18 protein-coding genes are annotated in these 18864 nt (G+C 64.6%); 10 read left to right on the top strand and 8 right to left on the bottom strand.

Features of this window, described 5'->3' with window-relative positions; translation table 11 throughout:
- Positions 1-30 precede the first annotated feature (30 nt).
- A complete protein-coding gene (locus tag ACKI1H_RS20285) occupies positions 31-936 on the top strand; it encodes an ABC transporter substrate-binding protein (RefSeq protein ID WP_440466098.1) in 906 nt (301 codons plus the stop codon).
- The gene (gene fhuB / locus ACKI1H_RS20280; protein WP_440466097.1) at positions 929-2938 is read left to right on the top strand and encodes a Fe(3+)-hydroxamate ABC transporter permease FhuB; all 2010 of its coding nucleotides are present in this window, start codon (positions 929-931) and stop codon (positions 2936-2938) included. The genes ACKI1H_RS20285 and fhuB overlap by 8 nt, the downstream gene beginning before the upstream one ends.
- Before the next feature lie 121 nt (positions 2939-3059).
- Here the strand turns inward: fhuB and catA are convergent, their stop codons facing one another.
- Together catA and hpaC are read right to left on the bottom strand one after the other, a co-directional pair.
- Positions 3060-3992 carry a catechol 1,2-dioxygenase gene (catA, locus tag ACKI1H_RS20275; protein ID WP_440466096.1) on the bottom strand — a complete coding sequence of 311 codons (933 nt, stop codon included), beginning with the start codon at positions 3990-3992 and terminating at the stop codon, positions 3060-3062.
- A 37-nt stretch (positions 3993-4029) separates the two neighbouring features.
- Positions 4030-4551 (bottom strand): 4-hydroxyphenylacetate 3-monooxygenase, reductase component, encoded by a 522-nt coding sequence (hpaC, locus tag ACKI1H_RS20270; RefSeq protein WP_138523986.1) that lies wholly within the window; start codon positions 4549-4551, stop codon positions 4030-4032.
- Between the two features lie 266 nt (positions 4552-4817).
- On the opposite strand from hpaC, the gene ACKI1H_RS20265 reads away from it, so the two are divergent.
- Entirely contained in the window at positions 4818-5444 is a 627-nt protein-coding gene (locus ACKI1H_RS20265) for a response regulator transcription factor (protein WP_138523984.1), read from the top strand.
- Between the two features lie 15 nt (positions 5445-5459).
- On the opposite strand, the gene ACKI1H_RS20260 is transcribed toward ACKI1H_RS20265, so the two are convergent.
- Entirely contained in the window at positions 5460-6455 is a 996-nt protein-coding gene (locus tag ACKI1H_RS20260) for an asparaginase (RefSeq protein ID WP_440466095.1), read from the bottom strand.
- A gap of 86 nt (positions 6456-6541) precedes the next feature.
- Positions 6542-7984, bottom strand: a complete 1443-nt coding sequence (locus ACKI1H_RS20255; RefSeq protein ID WP_138523980.1) for an alanine/glycine:cation symporter family protein — start codon at positions 7982-7984, stop codon at positions 6542-6544.
- Between the two features lie 168 nt (positions 7985-8152).
- Between ACKI1H_RS20255 and ACKI1H_RS20250 the strand changes: the two genes are divergently transcribed.
- Positions 8153-8971 (top strand): helix-turn-helix domain-containing protein, encoded by an 819-nt coding sequence (locus ACKI1H_RS20250; RefSeq protein WP_138523978.1) that lies wholly within the window; start codon positions 8153-8155, stop codon positions 8969-8971.
- Between the two features lie 101 nt (positions 8972-9072).
- Here ACKI1H_RS20250 and ACKI1H_RS20245 read toward each other — a convergent pair whose 3' ends face one another.
- A complete protein-coding gene (locus tag ACKI1H_RS20245) occupies positions 9073-9966 on the bottom strand; it encodes a DMT family transporter (protein WP_440466094.1) in 894 nt (297 codons plus the stop codon).
- Between the two features lie 544 nt (positions 9967-10510).
- On the opposite strand from ACKI1H_RS20245, the gene ACKI1H_RS20240 reads away from it, so the two are divergent.
- The gene (locus ACKI1H_RS20240; RefSeq protein WP_440466093.1) at positions 10511-11761 is read left to right on the top strand and encodes an OprD family porin; all 1251 of its coding nucleotides are present in this window, start codon (positions 10511-10513) and stop codon (positions 11759-11761) included.
- A 64-nt stretch (positions 11762-11825) separates the two neighbouring features.
- Here ACKI1H_RS20240 and ACKI1H_RS20235 read toward each other — a convergent pair whose 3' ends face one another.
- Positions 11826-13061 (bottom strand): PilT/PilU family type 4a pilus ATPase, encoded by a 1236-nt coding sequence (locus ACKI1H_RS20235; protein WP_171049495.1) that lies wholly within the window; start codon positions 13059-13061, stop codon positions 11826-11828.
- A gap of 186 nt (positions 13062-13247) precedes the next feature.
- Between ACKI1H_RS20235 and ACKI1H_RS20230 the strand changes: the two genes are divergently transcribed.
- The 5 genes from ACKI1H_RS20230 to ACKI1H_RS20210 all read left to right on the top strand — a co-directional run bounded on the left by ACKI1H_RS20230 (position 13248) and on the right by ACKI1H_RS20210 (position 17383).
- The gene (locus ACKI1H_RS20230) at positions 13248-13526 is read left to right on the top strand and encodes a peptidylprolyl isomerase (protein ID WP_440466092.1); all 279 of its coding nucleotides are present in this window, start codon (positions 13248-13250) and stop codon (positions 13524-13526) included.
- Between the two features lie 14 nt (positions 13527-13540).
- The gene (locus tag ACKI1H_RS20225; RefSeq protein ID WP_138523970.1) at positions 13541-13903 is read left to right on the top strand and encodes an MmcQ/YjbR family DNA-binding protein; all 363 of its coding nucleotides are present in this window, start codon (positions 13541-13543) and stop codon (positions 13901-13903) included.
- The gene (locus ACKI1H_RS20220; RefSeq protein ID WP_440466091.1) at positions 13903-14457 is read left to right on the top strand and encodes a putative glycolipid-binding domain-containing protein; all 555 of its coding nucleotides are present in this window, start codon (positions 13903-13905) and stop codon (positions 14455-14457) included. The genes ACKI1H_RS20225 and ACKI1H_RS20220 overlap by 1 nt, the downstream gene beginning before the upstream one ends.
- Before the next feature lie 185 nt (positions 14458-14642).
- Positions 14643-15824 carry an MFS transporter gene (locus ACKI1H_RS20215; protein ID WP_138523966.1) on the top strand — a complete coding sequence of 394 codons (1182 nt, stop codon included), beginning with the start codon at positions 14643-14645 and terminating at the stop codon, positions 15822-15824.
- Between the two features lie 281 nt (positions 15825-16105).
- Positions 16106-17383: an OprD family porin gene (locus tag ACKI1H_RS20210; protein WP_138523964.1), complete on the top strand. Its 1278-nt coding sequence runs from the start codon at positions 16106-16108 to the stop codon at positions 17381-17383.
- A gap of 85 nt (positions 17384-17468) precedes the next feature.
- Here ACKI1H_RS20210 and ACKI1H_RS20205 read toward each other — a convergent pair whose 3' ends face one another.
- Together ACKI1H_RS20205 and ACKI1H_RS20200 are read right to left on the bottom strand one after the other, a co-directional pair.
- Positions 17469-17750, bottom strand: a complete 282-nt coding sequence (locus tag ACKI1H_RS20205) for a hypothetical protein (RefSeq protein WP_440466090.1) — start codon at positions 17748-17750, stop codon at positions 17469-17471.
- A 157-nt stretch (positions 17751-17907) separates the two neighbouring features.
- The gene (locus ACKI1H_RS20200; RefSeq protein WP_440466089.1) at positions 17908-18858 is read right to left on the bottom strand and encodes a phospholipase D family protein; all 951 of its coding nucleotides are present in this window, start codon (positions 18856-18858) and stop codon (positions 17908-17910) included.
- Between the last annotated feature and the right edge of the window lie 6 nt (positions 18859-18864).

The raw sequence follows: 18864 nt of genomic DNA, 5'->3' as shown, positions 1-18864 counted from the left end.
AAGCCTGTTGCTTCAAGCGAGGAGTAGTGCATGTCCCTCACCCGTCGCCATCTGTTGCAGGGGCTCGCCATCGGCGGGCTGGCCTGCGCGTCCGGCCTGCCGGTGTTCGCCGGCGAGCGCCTGACGCGGATCGTCGCGCTCAACTGGGTGGCCGCCGAGACACTGCTGACGCTGGGCGTGCCACCCCTGGCGATCTCCGACGACCGCTATTACCGGGTGCGCATGCCCACCATGGCGCTACCGGAAAGCGTGCGTGACGTGGGGCCGTACTGGGAACCCAACCTCGAGCTGATCCAGCAGCTGCAGCCGCAACTGATCCTCAGCGACCCGATGACACCGACCTTGCAGCGACGACTCAACGGCATTGCACCCACCGAGAAAGTCGCGATCTACCCCGCTCCCGAGGGCGCCTGGAAAGCCACTACCGACTTCATGAACGACCTGGCGCGGCGGCTGGGCGTCGAACAAGCCTCCGCCGACTACATCGCCGCAGGCGAACTGCGCCTGGCAGAGCTGCGGGCGAAGCTGGCAAACCGCAGCCTGCCCCCCGTGTGCGTCGCCGTACTCAACCAGGACGGCCGCCACGCTGCCGTCTACGGCAAGAACAGCATGGTGCAGGACGTGCTCGACCGACTGGGCGTCGAGAATGCCTGGCAGGGACCGGTCGGCCCCGTGGGACTGGCCATGGTCAGCATCGAGCGGCTGGCCGAACGGCCGGACGCGCATCTCGTGTATGTCGATATTCCCACCACTTCGGCACGCCTGCAGAGCCTGCGGCAACCCAACGACCTCTGGGCCAACCTGCCCGCCGTCCGCCAGGGCCACACCCTGACCCTGCAGCGCTTCTACCCCTATGCCGGCGCCGCCTCGGTGCTGGACCTCGCCGAACGCATCGCGGCCTACCTGGACAGCGCCACGGAGGTCGCCCATGTCTGAATCGACCCTCGACCTCTCCGCCCCGCGCAGTGGCCTGCCGCTGGGCCCGGCGATCTGCACGCTGCTGCTGACGATCCTTGCTGGCCTGCTGGTGTTCCATGGCCTGCAAGGCGCCCTGCCCCGCGACCTCTGGTGGCAGGCGTTGTGGTCGCCGAACCTGGACGACGTGCGCCAGGTACTGCTGCACTTCAGCTTCTTCCCGCGCCTGGCGGTGAGCTTGATGGCTGGCGCCGCGCTGGCCCTGGCCGGCACGCTGTTCCAGCAGATCCTGCGCAACCCGCTGGCGGAGCCGGTGACCCTGGGAGTGTCCGCCGGCGCCAACCTCGCCCTGTCGGCCGCCACCATCTTCGCCCCCACCTTGCTGGTGCATGGCCTGGAAGCCGTCACCCTCACTGGCGCTGCGCTGGCGGCCTGCCTGCTGTTCGCCTTCGCCTGGGGCCGTACCCTGTCACCGCTGCGTTTCATCCTTGCCGGCATGGTCATCAGCCTTTATTGCGTGTCCCTCAACGCGCTGCTGGTGCTGTTCAACCACGACTACCTGATCGACCTGCTGCTTTGGCAAGCCGGCTCGCTGAACCAGAGCGGCTGGGACGGCGTGCTGTACCTCGCCCCGCGCCTGGCGGTGGCCATGGTCATCGCGCTGCTGATGGTGCGCCCGCTGGCCGCATTGGGGCTGGAAGATGAAGGTGCCGCCGCGGTGGGCGTGAACCTGCTGCGCACCCGTGTCATGGGCCTGGCCGTGGCCGTGTCGTTGAGCGCGTTCGTCACCAGCGCCGTGGGCATGTTGGCTTTCGTCGGCCTTGCCGCGCCAGCGATTGCCCGGTTGTGCGGTGCGCGTACGCTCAGGCAGCGTCTGATCTGGGCGCCGCTACTAGGCGCTGCGCTGCTCTGCGTGGTGGACCAGATCGCCCGCGAGCTGTCGCGCTTCGCCGGGGAAATTCCCGCCGGCATCCTCACCGGCGTCTTCAGCGTGCCGTTGCTGCTGTGGCTGCTCAGTCGCCAGCGCAGCGGCGGCATCGTCCCTCGCCTGGCGCCGGCCAAGCCGCAGCGCGAGCATCCTTGGCGGCTGATCATCGGTGCAGCGATATTGCTCGGCATGCTGACCTTGCCGGCCATCTACTTCGCGGTGGACGCCAATGGCTGGCACTGGGGCGACGCCGGCCTGAGCGACGCCATCCTGCAATGGCGCTTGCCGCGTGTGCTCGGCTCATTGGCTGCCGGTGCCATGCTCGCCGTGGCCGGCCTGCTGGTGCAGCGCCTGACCGGTAACCCCATGGCCAGCCCGGAAGTGCTGGGCGCCACCTCCGGCTCGGCGATCGCGGTGCTGGTGCTGTTCCTGGTGATGCCGCAGCCGCAGGCCTACATGGTTCCGGCCGCCAGCATCGGCGCATTGCTGACCCTCGGCCTGCTGCTGTGGTTCGCCTGGCGCAAGACCTTCAATGCCGAGCGCCTGCTGCTGACCGGCGTATGCCTGACCACCCTGCTGCACTCGCTGAGCACCCTGCTGCTGGCCAGCGGCGATCCGCGCATGACGGCGATGATGAGCTGGATGACCGGCTCGACCTATCAGGTGGATGTGCTGTCGGCGACCACCGGGCTGCTGGTCGGCGCCGTAATGATTGGTGTCAGCCTGCTGCTGGCTCGCCCGCTGGACCTGCTGACGCTGGGCAATGGTACAGCGACCGCGCTGGGACTGAGGTTGCGGCTGAGCCACCTGACCATCCTGCTGACGGCCGCGGTGCTCACCGCCACCGCGACCATCATCGTCGGCCCGCTGAGCTTCGTCGGCCTGATCGGCCCGCACATCGCCCGCCACCTCGGCGTGCGCCGTGCCGCGCCGCAAGTGCTGCTGAGCGCGGTAGCCGGGGCGCTGATCATGGTGGTGGCGGACTGGCTGGGGCGGAATATCGCCTATCCGTGGCCTGTGTCGGCGGGATTGCTGGCGGCGTTCATCGGTTGCCCGTACTTCCTATGGTTGATGCATCGCGAGCGCAAAGGCTGAGTTAAGCGGCCTTTCGTAGGATAGGTGGAGCGCAGCGATACCCATGCGGTCGGTGCACGGATTGATGGGTATCGCTTCGCTCCACGCCATCCTACGGCGCAGGATTGGAGCGGTCGCAGAATCAGGCTTGCTGCAAGGCGCGGGGGCGGTTGCTGCGGTCTTCGGCGTCGGCGGAAACGGCCTGCTGCAGCTGGAAGTCGAACTCGATCTCGGCGAAGCGCCCTTCCACACCGCGCGCCTGGGCGGCGGCCGCGTCCTCGACGAAGCGCACCTCGCCGATCAGGCCGTCGCGGGTGGCATAGGCGAAGTCGTCCCACAGGTACTGGTCACCGGCCAGGTTGATCTGCGTGGTCAGGTGGCGATGGCCCGGCGCGGAAATGAAGAAGTGGATGTGCGCCGGGCGCTGGCCGTGGCGGCCGAGCTGGTTGAGCAGCTCCTGGGTCGGGCCATCCGGCGGGCAGCCATAACCACTGGGCACGATGCTGCGCGCCTTGTAGCGGCCTTCGCCGTCGGTGACGATGCGCCGGCGCAGGTTGTACTCGGACTGGCTGCTGTCGAAGTACGAGTAGGTGCCGTTGGTGTTGGCGTGCCAGAGATCGACCACGGCGCCGGCCAGGGGCTTGCCGTCGAGGTCGAACACGCGGCCGGAGAGGAACATCACGGTGCCGGCGTCCTTCCCGTCGTCCATGCGGGTTTCGCCTTCGGACAGCGGTGCACCGGCCACATACAGCGGACCTTCGATGGTGCGCGGAGTGCCACCTTCGATGCCGACCGCCGCGTCCTGGGCGTCCAGTAGCAGGTCGAGGTAGTGCTCGATGCCCAGGCCGGCGACGACCAGGCCGGCTTCCTGGCGCGCGCCGAGGCGGTTGAGGTAGTCCACCGCCTTCCAGAACTCATCAGGGGTGACGTTCATGTCTTCGATGAGCCTGGCGGTGTCCTGCAGGATGCGCAGGATGAGGTTCTTCACCCGCAGATCGCCTTGGTCGTTCAGGGCGCCGCTGGCTTCTTCGAAGAACTTCTGGATGTCGGCAGTCTGGGAAATCTTCACGGTCACGGCGATTACCTCGTTCTTGTTGTCTGGGAGTCAGCCATCAGCTCGCGCGCAGCACGGCTTCGCGCTCGACGCGGTGGAACACGCGATTGAAGTACACCAGGCTGTCCTGGCGCTCGCGCACAGCGACCTTTTCCAGCTCGACGAACATCACCGTGTGCGAACCGACTTCCTTGCAGTCGCTGATGCGCCCTTCCAGGCTCACCAGCGCCTGGCGCAGCACCGGCAGGCCGGCGTAGCCGTCGTCCCAGAGGTCCCAGGTGAAGCGCTCTTCCATGGAGACCTTGGTCATCCCGGCAAAGTGCTTGGCCAGCTCTTCCTGCTCGCCGCACAGCACGTTGACGCATAGGTGGCCGTTGCTGCGGAACACATCGTGTGTCGCGCTGCCGCGGTTGACGCAGACCAGTACCGTGGGCGGCGAATCGGTGACCGAGCACACCGCGCTGGCGGTAATGCCACAGCGGCCTTCCGGGCCGTTGGTGGTGATGATGTTCACCGCCGCCGGCAGCTGGGCCATGGCGTTGCGGAAGTCGATCTGGGTCTGGCTGAGGGTGTTGGCCATTTCTTCGCCCCTTGTGCTGGAGTGGCCGGCACGCCCGGCCTTTCTTGTAGGGGGCCAGCGTAGGGCAGCGCCGCGGAACGAAACATTCAGACGATTACCACGCCAGAAGGTAGTGGCCGCTAGTCATGTAGGTGGTTTCTTTATCGTCAGCCTCGGCGACTATGGGTATGCTCCGAGCCATGCCATTGCGACGACCGGGGCCTACACCCGGCGGACGCGGCCTACGTGCAGCTCTACAACGATAAAAAAGAAAGTGGCAACGCCTGATGGAAGCTAGAAAACCCGTGGTCTACATCGTCGACGACGACAAGGACCTGCGCACCTCCCTCGCCTGGCTGCTCGAGTCGGTCAGCATCGAGTCGCTGTGTTTCGGCGGTGCCGAAGAGTTCCTGCGCGAATATGACCCCCGACTCCCCGCCTGCCTGGTGCTCGACGTGCGCATGCCCGAGACCAGCGGCTTCCAGTTGCAGGAAATGCTCAACGACAAGGGCATCAACCTGCCGACCATCTTCGTGACCGCCCACGGCGATATCCCGATGTCGGTGAAGGCGATGAAGAACGGCGCGCTGGATTTCGTCGAAAAGCCCTACAACCCACAGCAGATGCTGGACCGCATCCAGGCGGCGCTGAAAAGCGCGGTGCAGGTACACGCAGGTCAGGAACAGAAGCAGGTCCTGCAACACAAGCTCGACCTGCTCACCGGGCGGGAGCGGGAAATCCTGATGATGGTGGTGGATGGCAAGGCCAGCAAAGTCATCGCCCGCGAGCTGAACATCAGCGTCAAGACGGTCGATGTGCACCGTACCAAGATCAAGGAAAAGATGGGCGTGAGCAGCATCGCCATGCTGGTGCGCGAAGTGCTCAACGTGCCGCTGGAAGAGTCGCGCCCCTGAGCGGGGCACTTTCCTTTACCGGGCGTCGACGCGCTCGCCGCACAGGTCGAGCGCGAACAGCCGCTCGACCTCGGAAGGCGGCAGGCCACTGCCGATCAGGCTGAACAACTTGCCCAGCGCTGCTTCACGAGTCATCCCACCGCCAGACACCAATCCGGCATCGCGCAGACGACTGCCGGCCGCGTAGACATCGAAGGCCACATGGCCCTGCGGGCACTGGCTGATCGCCGCCAACACCACGCCGCGAGCGTGGGCTTCGCGCAGAGCGGCCAGCAGGTCTTCGTTGTCCGACGGGCCGGTGCCGCTACCGAAACACTCCAGCAGCAACGCCTGCACGCCGGTTCCCAACAAAGCGCGCAGGTGCTCGGTGCGCAAACCGGGAAACAGCGGCAGCACCACAAGGTTCGCCGGTTGGCGCGGCTGGCGGTAACTCAACTCGGCAGGCAGCGACTCGGCACGCTCCCCCTGGCGCTCGCGGGGCAGTACGGCGAAAGCATCGAAGGCGTCGCTGCGCAGCTTGGTGACACGGGCGCCGTGCATCAGCTCGCCGTTGAAGAACAACCAGACGCCCGGCTCGACGCCGCGCTCCAGCGCTGTCAGCGAACCCAGCAGGTTCGACGGGGCATCGCTACCCGGCGCGCCCATGGGCTGCATGGAGCCGGTCAGCAGCACCGGCACCTTCAGGCCCAGCAGCAGGAACGACAGCGCGGCGGCGCTGTAGGCCAGGGTGTCGGTGCCGTGCAGCACCAGCACGCCGTCATGACCGCCCTGCTCCACCGCATGGACAATGGCGTCGCGCATGGCCAGCCAGTTGGCCTGGGTCATGTTGGCGCTGTCGAGCAGCGGTTGCAGTTCGGCAAAGGTCCAGTTGAGGCGAGTCTCGCCCTGGCCTTGCAGTTGTTCGCGCATGCGAGCTTCGAAACCGCCAGCCGGGGCGAGGCCTTCGGCGGTTTGCAGCATGCCGATAGTGCCGCCGGTATAGAGGACGAAGAGATTCTTCACTCGACGCATGCCAGTGCTCTTGTAGGAAAGTTCACAGGATAAACCGCGAGGCCGGGAGAAGTCCCGGCCTCGCGTATCAGACCAAAGTCAGCGGATCAGCCCTGGGCGGGCAGGCTGCCGTGGGCCGGAGCAGTCGAATTGATCTTGTGCGCATCGCGCCAGGCATCGTGGTCGATGTCCAGGTCGGCGAACTTGCTGGCGTCGAACACCGGGCGCTCGATGCCGGCGCGGCGTTGTTCGTCGTAGTCACGCATCACGCGCAGCCCGGTCTTGATCAGCATCGCCAGGGCCACCAGGTTGACGAAGGCCAGGCAGGTCATGGTGATGTCGGCGAAGGCGAACACGGTGCCCAGGTTCTGCATCGAGCCCCAGAGGATCAGGCCCAGCACCAGCACGCGGAAGGCGATCAGCGCGGAGCGGCTGCGACCGACGATGAACTGCAGGGCGTTCTCACCGAGGTAGTAGTTGTAGGTGATGCAGGTGAACACGAACAGCGACAGCGCGACGCTGACGAAGATGCGACCCCAGTCACCGACCACGGCGGCCAGCGAGTTCTGCGTCAGGGTGATGCCGTCGCCTTCGAAGCCGGGGGTGTAGAAGCCCGAGAGCAGGATCAGCAGCGCGGTGCAGGTGCAGATGACGAAGGTGTCGAGGAACACGCTGAACGCCTGGACCACGCCTTGGGAGGCCGGGTGACGCACAGCGGCGACAGCGGCGACGTTCGGCGCACTGCCCAGGCCCGCTTCGTTGGCGAACACGCCGCGCTTCACGCCCATCACGATGGCGCTACCCAGCAGGCCGGCGAAGGCCGGTTCCAGGCCGAAGGCGCTCTTCACGATGGTGGTCAGCATGCCCGGCACCAGTTCGATCTGGGTGACGATCACGTAGAGGGTCACGGCGATGTAGGCCAGGGTCTTGACCGGCACCAGCAGGTCGGAGACCGCCGCAATGCGCTGGATGCCGCCGAAGAACACGATCGCCAGCAGCACGGCCAGGGCGATGCCCGAGTACAGCACCGGGATGTCGAAGGCGTTCTGCAGCGAGTGGGTCACAGTGAAGGCTTGCAGGCCGTTGAAGGCAAAGCCATAGGTGACCAGCAGCAGGACCGCGAAGGTCAGCGCCATCCAGCGCAGCTTCAGGCCGTGCTGGATGTAGTAGGCCGGGCCGCCGCGATACAGGCCGTCGCCGTCGCTGCGCTTGTAGACCTGGGCCAGGGTGCATTCGAAGAAGCTGCTGGACATGCCCACCAGCGCGGTCACCCACATCCAGAACACGGCGCCGGGGCCACCCAGGGTCACAGCAATACCGACACCGGCGATGTTACCGGCGCCCACGCGGCCGGCGAGGCTCAGCATCAGGGCCTGGAACGAACTCAGCTGGCCGGACTGGCCGCGGATCGACTCCTTGAACACACCAAACATGTGGCCGAAGTGGCGGAACTGGACGAAACGGGAACGGATGGTGAAGTACGCACCGAGTCCTACGATGAGGACGATGAGGACTTTCCCGGAGAGGAAATCGTTGATCGCGTCGAGCATGTGCTGGGGCCTCGATTGTTATTGTGGGAGCACGGACCTGGGGCTGGCCCGCTCACTGGGGGCGCATGGTTGCGCCCGAAGCCTTGCGAAACAATTTCGCGGCTTGCTACGAATTGACGCCACTTGGCGCTATTATTGCGCCAGTCGCATCACCTGGACCTGGCACGAATGTCCGAAAACCTCGGCCCCAATCTCAAGCTGCTGTGCGCCCACTACCGCTCTATTTCGGAGGTTTGCCGGAAGCTTGCGATCAACCGCGCGCAGTTCAACAAGTACCTGGGTGGGCAGAGCCAACCCACGGCCTACAACCTCAAACGGATTGGAGATTTCTTCGGTGTCGAGGATTACGAGCTGCAATTGCCCCCTGAACAGTTCGCCCGACTGATTGGCGCACGGGGTGCCTCGCCGGCGAATAGTCAGCGTCATGATCCGCTGCTCGAAATGCTCCGTCCCTTGCGCGAGCACGCGGGCAACCTGTCGCGCTATTGCGGCTACTACTTCGAGTATTCCAACTGCATGTCAGTGCCGGGCTCGATCCTCTTGTCGCTGGTGCACCTGTATGAAGAGGACGGCAACTTCCTCTTCGAGCGCCAGGAGCGCCAGGAGCGATCCAGCAGTACCGATGTGCAGGCCGAGGACTGGGTGCGCTGCCGCTACCTGGGTGCAGCCTTCCAGCTGCAGGACCGGGTGTTCCTGATGGACTACGAGTCGCTCACCGTCAACGAGATGAGCCAGACGATCCTCATCCCCAGCTTCAAGAGCCGCATCACCCGCCTCAACGGCCTGAAGACCGGCGTTTCCAGCGGCGACCGGCGCACCCCGGCGTGCACTCGCGTGGTCTGGGAATACCTGGGCCCGGAGATCAACCGCATCAGCGCCTATCGCCAGGTGAAGCTGTACCAGCCGGACGACCCGCGCATCGACGACGACGTGCGTCAGCGCCTGCAGGTCGGGCCGATCCGCCATGGCCTGTTCGAGATCGAATGACGGGCAGAACATTATAGGAGCGAGCATGCTCGCGAACCCGCCCAGCTCCCGAGCCGCCGGCAAATCCGTTCGCGAGCAAGGACTGGGCGTCCCCCTCGCTCCTACAGGAAGAGCAACGTGTCTACCGCTTGCGGCTCTGCAACCACGCCGCTGCCACAGATCACCGCGATACCCAGCAGCGCCGACGGTTCCGGCGTATGGCCGAAGATCACGAAGCCCAGCAGCCCGGCGAAGACGATCTGGCAATAGCTGAACGGTGCCAGCAGCGCTGGCGCCGCATGCTTGAAAGCCTGGGTCAGGAACAGGTGTGCGGTCATCCCGCAGGTACCCAGGGCCAGCATCATCAGGCCATGCACCAACCCCGGCCATTGCCAGAAGAACGGCACCAGTGCGCTGACGATCAGGGTGTTGCACAGCCCGGCGAAGAAGTTGCTGGTGGTCGGGCTGTCCACCTGGCTGAGCTTGCGCGTCAGCAACTGGTAAAAACTGAAGCACAGCGCCGAGCCAAACGGCAACAGCACCGCCGGGGTGAACAGGTCGCCACCGGGGTGGACGATGATCAGCACACCAGCAAATCCCACCAGCACCGCCGCCCACTGCCCGGCACTGACCCGCTCGCCCAGCAACGGTACCGACAGCGCCGTCACCAGCAGCGGTGCGAGGAAGTTCACCGAGGTCGCCTCGGCCAGCGGGATGTACTGCAGGCCGGTGGTGAACAGGAAGCTGGTGCCCAGCAGGCACAGCGCGCGGATCGTCTGCAGGAAGGGATGACGGGTGCGCAGCACGGCAAGGCCGGCGCGCGGCAGGAAGATGCCCGCCATCAACAGCGTGTGCACCACATAGCGCGCCCACACCACCATGACGATGGGATAGATGCTCGCCAGGTACTTGGACAGCGCGTCGTGGCTGGAGAACAGGAAGGTCGCCAGGACGATGAGCAGGATGCCCTTGAAGGGTTGGTGGACGCCGGACAACGGCGATTGACTGGTACTCATCGACTCACGGATTCACTAGGCAGATGCGGCGGGCGCGAGGCCAACAGGAAGAGCAGGACAGCCTAGCAGGGCGCGCCGGAGAAAGAATCCGTCACGCCAAGCCGGGAGCACCTCGCGGGTCCGCTGAAAGGCCGCACGATACAAGTCCCGCGCAGCATTGTGTCGGCCATCCTACGCGTAGTGCCGGCGGATGAATGTTCCATTTGGTTAATTGCCGTTCGAACAGCGAACGCTTACGCCTCGGGCGAATTGCGAAGGCGCTTCGCGGAGCACCACTATGGCCCCAGTCGCCGCCTCGATGCGCCGCCAACAACTACTAATAAGAAAGGCCCGTTCACATGCTCACGCTCTCCCTGGCACGCCCGCGCGCGTGCATCGCCCCCGCCGTCTGTCTTCGCACGCTTGCTTGCACGCCCCTCGCGCCCGGCTGATCGCCTGATCCGCAGTCGCTGACCGTTTTCAACCTCCATCCGCCGCTCCTGACAGAGCCGCGCGGAGGGCCTCGTTCGCCCCGAACAACGACAAGAATGCCGAGGGAACCCCCATGCTCCGCCACCTGCCCCACCTCACCATCAGCGCCTGCCTGCTACCCGCCCTGCCCGTCCTGGCCAGCGCCGAGGAAGCCGGTTTCCTTGAGGAAGCCAAGGCCAGCGTGCTGCTGCGCAACTTCTACATGAACCGCAACTATGTCGGCGAAGCCCGCCAGGGCAAGGCGGAAGAATGGACACAGAGCTTCATCCTCGACGCCCGCTCCGGCTACACCCAGGGCACCATCGGGCTAGGCCTGGACGTGCTCGGGCTGTACAGCCTGAAGCTAGACGGCGGCAAAGGCACGGCCGGCACCCAGTTGTTGCCGACCCACGACGACGGCCGCCCCGCCGACGACTTCGGCCGCCTGGCGGTGGCCGGCAAGGCCAAGGTGTCGAAAACCGAATTCAAGGCCGGTGAATGGATGGTGGTACTGCCGATCCTGCGCTCGGATGACGGCCGCTCGCTGCCGCAGACCTTCCAGGGCGCACAGGTCACCTCGAAGGAAATCGACGGCCTGACCCTCTACGGCGGCCAGTTCCGCCAGAACAGCCCGCGCAATGACGCCAGCATGGAAGACATGTCGCTGTTCAATCGCCCGGCCTACACCTCCGACCGCTTCAACTTCGCCGGCGGCGAGTACCGCTTCAACGGCGACCGTACCCTGGTCGGCCTGTGGAATGCGCAGCTGAAGGACATCTACCAGCAGCAGTACCTGCAACTGCAGCACAGCCAACCGCTGGGCAACTGGGTGCTCGGTGCGAATATCGGCTACTTCTGGGGTAAGGAGGACGGCAGCGCCCGTGCCGGTGACCTGGACAACCGCACCTTCTCTGGACTTTTCTCGGCAAAGTACGGCGCGAGCACCTTCTATCTCGGCCTGCAGAAGGTCATGGGCGAGGACGAGTGGTTCCGCGTCAATGGCACCAGCGGCGGTATCCTGGCCAACGACAGCTACAACGCCAGCTATGAGAGTGCCAAGGAGCGCTCCTGGCAGTTGCGTCATGACTACGATTTCGCCGCTTTCGGCGTGCCCGGCCTGACCCTGATGAATCGCTACATCCAGGGCCGCAACGTGCACAACACCAGCACCGACGACGGCCGCGAATGGGGCCGCGAAAGCGAACTGGCGTACACGGTGCAAAGCGGCACCTTCAGGACGCTGAACCTCAAGTGGCGCAACTCCAGCATGCGGCGCGACTGGGGCAGCACCAACAGCTTCGACGAGAACCGGCTGATCATCAGCTATCCCCTCTCGCTGCTTTGATGCAGCTCCTGCAATCCATGAAAAAGCCCCGGCATGCCGGGGCTTTTTGTGTGCAGCGGGCGGCTTACTGGCCGACCGGCTTCTCCGCGTCTTCCGCCTCGATCTCTTCCAGCGCGAGTTCCAGCCCCCAGCTGGAAGCTTCCACCGGCTGGGCGGCGGCCGGGGGAGCGACGGGCGCCGGAGCCGGCGCGGCAGGCTTGGCCGCTGCGGGCGTGGCAGCGCTGCCGACGCTACCCGGGTTGTCCTTGTACAGCTTGAGCTTCAGACGCAGGTTGTTCGCCGAGTCGGCGTTCTTCACCGCTTCTTCCTCGGTGATTGCGCCCTCCACTGCCAGGTCGAACAGCGCCTGGTCGAAGGTCTGCATGCCGAGGGCGCGGGACTTGTCCATGATTTCCTTGATCGAGCTGAAGTCGCCGCGCTTGATGATATCGCTGATGGTCGCGGTGCCCAGCAGAACTTCTACCGCTGCGCGGCGCTTGCCGTCCTGGGTACGCACCAGGCGCTGGGAGACGAAGGCCTTGAGGTTGTTGCCCAGGTCATTGAGCAACTGCGGCCGGCGCTCCTCGGGGAAGAAGTTGATGATGCGGTCCAGCGCCTGGTTGGCGTTGTTCGCGTGAAGCGTGGAGATCGCCAGGTGGCCGGTGTCGGCGAAGGCCAAGGCGTGCTCCATGGTCTCGCGGTCGCGGATCTCGCCAATCAGGATCACGTCCGGCGCCTGGCGCAGGGTGTTCTTCAGCGCGGCATGGAAGCTGCGGGTGTCCACCCCCACTTCGCGCTGGTTGATGATCGACTTGCGGTGCCGGTGCACGTATTCGATGGGGTCTTCGATGGTGATGATGTGGCCGCCGCTGTTGCGATTGCGGTGGTCGATCAGCGCCGCCAGGGAGGTGGACTTGCCCGATCCGGTGCCGCCGACGAAGAGCACCAGGCCACGCTTCTCCATCACCACCTTGAGCAGCACTTCGGGCAGATTCAGATCGGCGAACAGCGGGATATCCAGCTTGATGTTCCGCGCCACGATGGACACTTCGTTACGCTGCTTGAACAGGTTGATACGGAAGCGGCCGACGCCCGCGACGGAAATCGCCAGGTTCATTTCCAGTTCACGGTCAAACTCCGCGCGCTGCTCCTCATCCATCAGCCCGTAGCCAATGCGGGCGACGTCGCCGGCCTTCATCGGTTCGTTGGTCAGGGGTTTGAGTACCCCGTTGAACTTGGCACAAGGCGGAGCACCGGTGGAGAGGTAAAGATCCGAACCATCCTGGGTGGCCAGGATCTTGAGCATCGCTTGGATATCCATTGAACTGCATCCGTACGCAAGGTGGCGGCAGACGCTGTCTATCAGCAGCGTCCTAAGAATAAGAATTGGCTGATTGACTCTATGGAGCACTCCAGTGCCAGACAATGCAACCCATCGCGAAATGCGACCTGCATCACTGCTGCCGTACAATGCCCCGCAAACGCTTTCATTCAAGGACACAAACCAATGCCCGTCGCCATGGCCCGCCACATCCTGGTCAAGACCGCCGCCGAAGCCGAGCAGATCAAGCAGCGCCTAGCCAAGGGTGAGGACTTTGCCGCCCTGGCGCGCAAGCATTCCACCTGCGCTTCCGGCAAGCGCGGTGGCGACCTGGGCGAGGTGCGCCCGGGCCAGATGGTCCGTAGCATCGACCAGGTGATCTTCAAGAAACCGGTCGGCGTGGTTCAGGGGCCGGTTAAAAGCCAGTTCGGCTACCATCTGGTCGAGGTCTATTTCCGGGACTGAGGGAACCGCGACACATGACACCGCAACAGATCGCCCGCTTCTGCCTGGAACTCCCCGGCGCCCGTGAAGACATCAAGTGGGGTAGCAACCGGGTGTTCTCGGTGGCCGGCAACAAGATGTTCGCCATCCTCGATTTTCTTGACAGCGGCAACGGCGGCCTGGCCTTCAAGGTCGGCCCGGAGCTGTTCCTGGGCTACGTCGACCGCCCCGGCATCCGCCCCGCGCCCTATCTGGCACGGGCCTTCTGGATTGCCATGCAGCGCCCCTACCCCATGGGCGACGCCGAATTGCGCGAAGCGCTGACCCGCTCGCACCAATTGGTGGTCGCCCGCTTGCCGAAGCGCCAACGCCTGGGCCTGGTGCTGGAGACGCCCTGATGCGTACGCTGGACTGGGAAGGCATCTGGCACGCGCCGACGGCCAGCTGGGAGTCGCTGCAGCTGGACGAGCGTCGCGCCGAGAGCCAGCTCCGCGCCATCGATGAAGCAGGCGGGCCCTCGTACCAGCTCGACTACCAGTTGGAATGGGATGATCAATGGCGTCTGCGGGAAGCGCATTTCAGTGTGGAAAGCGCCCGCGGCACGCATCAGCTGCACCTGCTGACCGATGGCGATGGCCACTGGCAGAACGCCGAAGGCGACTCGCTGGAGGACCTGGGCGGCTGCCTGGACATCGACATCTGGCCGTCGCCTTTCACCAACACCTTCCCCATTCGCCGCCTGCACCTGGCCCATGGTGAGCGCCGGGAGCTGGCCGTCGTCTATCTGGAAGCGCCGGCCCTCAAGCCCGTGCGGATGCGCCAGGGCTACACGCGGATCGACGCCCACCACTATCGCTACGAGAACCTCGAAGGCACGCAATTCCAGGCGCTGCTGAGCGTGGATGACGACGGCCTGGTCATCGATTACCCCACCCTCTTTCGCCGCGCCTGAGCCGCTTTTCGTAGGAGCGAGCTTGCTCGCGAACGATTCGTCCGGCCGGCTCCGTGTCAAACGGTTCGCGAGCAAGCTCGCTCCTGCAACTCGGCACTGACTTGCAGGTAGTTCGTTAGCTAGCTTTCCTACACGCCAGACGCGGTCCATCATGTAGGACCACTCGCCGTACCGAACCGCAGCACATGTCCGCCGATTCCCGCTCGTCCTCGTCCACCACCCTGCAAGTGGTGTCCGTCGTCCTTTTCACCTTCATCGCCTACCTGACCATTGGCATCCCGCTGGCCGTGCTGCCCGGCTACGTGCACAGCGACCTGGGCTTCGGCTCGGTAATGGCTGGCCTGGTCATCAGCATCCAGTACCTGGCCACTCTGCTGACCCGCCCCTACGCCGGCAAAGTGATCGACACCCTCGGGCCCAAGCGCGCCGTGCTCTACGGCATGGTCGGCTGCGCCGCTAGCGGTGCACTGATGCTCGGTTCCTGGGCGATGCAAGGCCTGCCGTGGATCAGCCTCGGCCTGCTGATGGTCGCGCGCCTGGTGCTGGGCACTTCGGAAAGCCTGGTCGGTAGTGCGTCCATTGCCTGGGGCATTGACCGTGTCGGCGCGGCGAACACCGCAAAAGTCATCTCCTGGAACGGCATCGCCAGCTATGGCGCTCTGGCCATCGGCGCGCCGCTGGGCGTCCTGATGGTCGGACAGCTTGGGCTGTCCAGTCTGGGCGGCAGCGTGGTCCTGCTAGCCATGCTGGGTTTCGCCCTGGCCTGGCCCAAACGCGCGGCAGCCCTGGTGCATGGCGAGCGGATGCCCTTCCACCACGTGCTCGGGCGGGTATTCCCCCATGGCATGGGCCTGGCGCTGGGTGGCATCGGCTTCGGCACCATCGCGACCTTCATCACGCTCTATTACGCCAGCCTTGGCTGGAAGGACGCGGTCTACTGCCTGACCGCCTTTGGCGGCTGCTTCATCGGTGCACGCCTGCTGTTCGCCAATGCGATCAACCGCCACGGAGGCTTCCGCGTCGCGATTGCCTGCCTGTCGGTAGAAAGCCTCGGCCTCCTCCTGCTGTGGAGTGCCCCGACGCCCTGGATTGCCCTGGCTGGCGCGGCGCTGACCGGCTTCGGCTTCTCCCTGGTTTTCCCTGCACTGGGCGTGGAAGCGGTGGGCCTGGTGCCTGCCTCCAATCGTGGCGCCGCCCTGGGCGCCTATTCGCTGTTCATCGATGTGTCCCTCGGCATCACCGGGCCGCTGATGGGCGCCGTCGCCAACGGCTTCGGCTTCGGCTCGATCTTCCTCTGCGCCGCACTTGCGGCATTCAGCGGGCTGATTCTCAGCCTCTGGCTGTTCCAGCACTCGTTCTCCCGCTGACCGTGGCGTCGCGGCAACCTGCCGCGACTTCGCCCATCCCCCGCGAGCCGGCGTGATCCGGTAGCCAAAACCGCTGATCAGGTAATCATGACGGGCGCGTGACAGAGGCTGGACGAAAAAGTTCGAACCTCTGCTATTATCCCGCGGCGCCGGGGCGACCACGCCCCGAATACAACCAAAAGAATATGCCAGCACAGGACTCCACCTACCCCGATCACGCACTTCGGGGCGGAGAGCTTTTTCTTTCTGTTCGCTGGCGCTGCACCATTAAGGAAATCAAGATGCTGAACCACCGGATCAGTCTGCTCGCACTGGGGATCCTCGCGTCGACCGCTGCAATGGCCGATGACCAGTCCACCGCCAAAGGCTTCACCGAAGACAGCCACCTGGACCTGTTCTTCCGCAACGCCTACATGAACCGTGACTACAAGCACGGCCGCGACGACAAGGCAGAGTGGGGCCAGGCCGCCACCGCCACCTTCACCTCCGGTTTCACCCAGGGCACCGTGGGCTTCGGCGTTGACGCGTTCGGCATGTACGCCCTGCGCCTGGACGGTGGCCAGGGCAAGAGCGGCGCCGCCGGCATCGACTTCTTCAAGCAGGGCGACAGCGGCGAAGCCGCCAATGACCTGGCCCGCGCCGGTGGCGCAGTGAAGGCTCGCTTCTCCAACACCGTGATCAAGTACGGTGACCAGATGCCGGCCCTGCCGATCCTCAGCTACGACAACTCCCGCCTGCTGCCGGAAAGCTTCACCGGCACCCTGATCACCTCCAAGGAGATCGAAGGCCTGGAGCTGAACGTCGGCCGCTTCACTTCGGAAACCCGCAAGAGCGCCGAAGGGCGTGACAGCGGTGGCCTGAAGCGCATCGATGTGTTCGGTGGCAGCTACAAGTTCACCGACAACTTCAGTGGCTCGCTGTACGGCTACGAGAGCGAAGACGTCGCCCGCAAGCAGTACATGAACCTGAACTACGTCATCCCGGTGGCCGACAAGCAGTCCCTGACCCTGGACTTCAACGGCTACCGCACCCGCGTGAACGAAGACTTCGCTTCCGACAACGGCATCGACGGCACCAAGAACACCATCTGGAGCCTGTCGGCCGCCTACAACATCGGCGTCCACACCTTCATGATCGCGCACCAGCGCAACAACGGTGATTCCGGCTATAACTACGGGTGGTACCAGAATCAGGGTGGCCTGGGCGACGGCGGCACCACCATCTGGCTGGCCAACTCCTACTGGTCGGACTTCAACGGTGAAGACGAGCGTTCCTGGCAGGGCAGCTACAGCCTGGACTTCTCCGAGTACGGCGTGCCGGGCCTGAGCTACACCGTGGCCTACGTCTATGGCGACAACATCAAGACCGCCGAGACCAGCAACGGCAAAGAGCGCGAAATCTTCAACCAGCTGAAGTACGTCGTACCGAGCGGCCCGGCCAAGGACCTGTCGGTCAAGCTGCGTGGTTCCTGGCTGCGCGTGTCCAACGACGCCCGCTCCTACAACGATGACGGCAACGAAGTGCGTGTCTTCGTCGAGTACCCGGTCAACATCTTCTGATGACCTGATCAGGCTCGAAGGAAAACGCCCCGTGGCAGCGATGCCACGGGGCGTTTTTCGTTCTGACTTGCTTCTTCCAGGCCGCCTACTCCAGGCTGCGTCGCCTGGGCAACCAGGGCATCGGCGGCAGCGCCATGCGCAGGATGTAGAAGCACAGCAGCAGGATGAGCGCGCCAGCCAGGAAGGAGCCGAGGCGCTGGGCCGGTTCGAGCGTGTCATTGAGCACATTGAGGAACAGCATCGCGCTGCCGCCCAGCATGCAGGCCAGCAGGAACACCGAGAGAATGTAGATCTTCAGCGTCAACAACCGCCAATGCCAGCGCATGCGGCGGCGGACGGGGACTTCATCGGGGGGAAGTTGCGGCATGATCCATTGCCTCCTGACAGGTTTCTGACGGGCTCACGCAACTGCGGCATGCGACGTCGAGATATTGGCAGGATGCTAGCCATCATCGTGCAGAATGCCAAGTCGCACAGCGCGCAACCGTCGGGTCGCAGGCTGTGCGCCGATGAATGGCTGCTGCTCAGCGCACCACGCTATTGATGTCGTGGCGATTGAGCGAAGTACGCATTTCTTCGTACCACTCCGGGATCACGTCCTTCAGGCGCTCCTTGGCATCTTCCAGCTTGAACGGCTGGGTGTAGCGCTTCTTGCGGTAGGAGTAGATGAAGTAGGTGCCGTTACGGTAGAGGATTCGGTCGAAGGTGTAGAAGCCGATGTGCGTGCCATTGCAGCGCGCGGTCAGCACCATGTCGCCCTCTTCGTAGGGCAGCACGCCCTCGGCGCACTCGTAGGTGAAGAACTCGCGCACGTCGTCCCAGTCCACGCCATCGCTGCTGGCGTGCAAAAAGGCTTCGGCCTGCTCTTCGGACTCGTCGGAGTGGTCGCTGTACCAGATGAACAGCGGGATGCTCTGGTTGGTCTCGTCACCCAGCCAGCTCTCGCCGTCCAGGTACTGCGCGCTGCGTGCCAGGCTGGCCTGAACGCGGCGATGGCTCTGGCGGTACTCCTCCAGCTGCTCGTCGAAGGCCGGCGAGTCCTGGCCCAGCACCACGCCTTCCATGCCCTTGATCTCGCTCACGCGCGCCAGGTACTCGGCATACAGCGCTGCGTCCTGGATCACGGTGCAGGTGTCACGAGTGAGGCTCAGGCCGATTTCGGTGAAGTTGGCGCTGCCCAGCACGACCACATCCGGCTCGATCAGGAGCAGCTTCCAATGCACGCTGTTCTGCGCGCGGAAGTCGACGTGGAGGGTGACGTTGGCGCCGGCATCGCGGACGCAGAAATCGATGAAGTCCGGCGAGCTGAACGAGTTGATGGTGCCCACCAGCAGGTCCAGGCGATTGCCCTTTTCCACCAGGGTTTCGATCAGTGACTCGGTTTCACTGGCGGAGGCCGAGACCACGGTGATCAGCTTGTCGCTGACCTGCTCCAGGTAGTGCCTGAGCGAATGTTGAGCGTTTAGGATTTTCATACAGCC

Origin of the sequence: Pseudomonas sp. YH-1 (assembly GCF_051990045.1) — a bacterium.
Taxonomy (GTDB): Bacteria; Pseudomonadota; Gammaproteobacteria; order Pseudomonadales; family Pseudomonadaceae; genus Pseudomonas; species Pseudomonas nicosulfuronedens.
The sequence above is the reverse complement of the archived record's forward strand: the minus strand, read 5'-3'. Positions and strand labels throughout refer to the sequence as shown.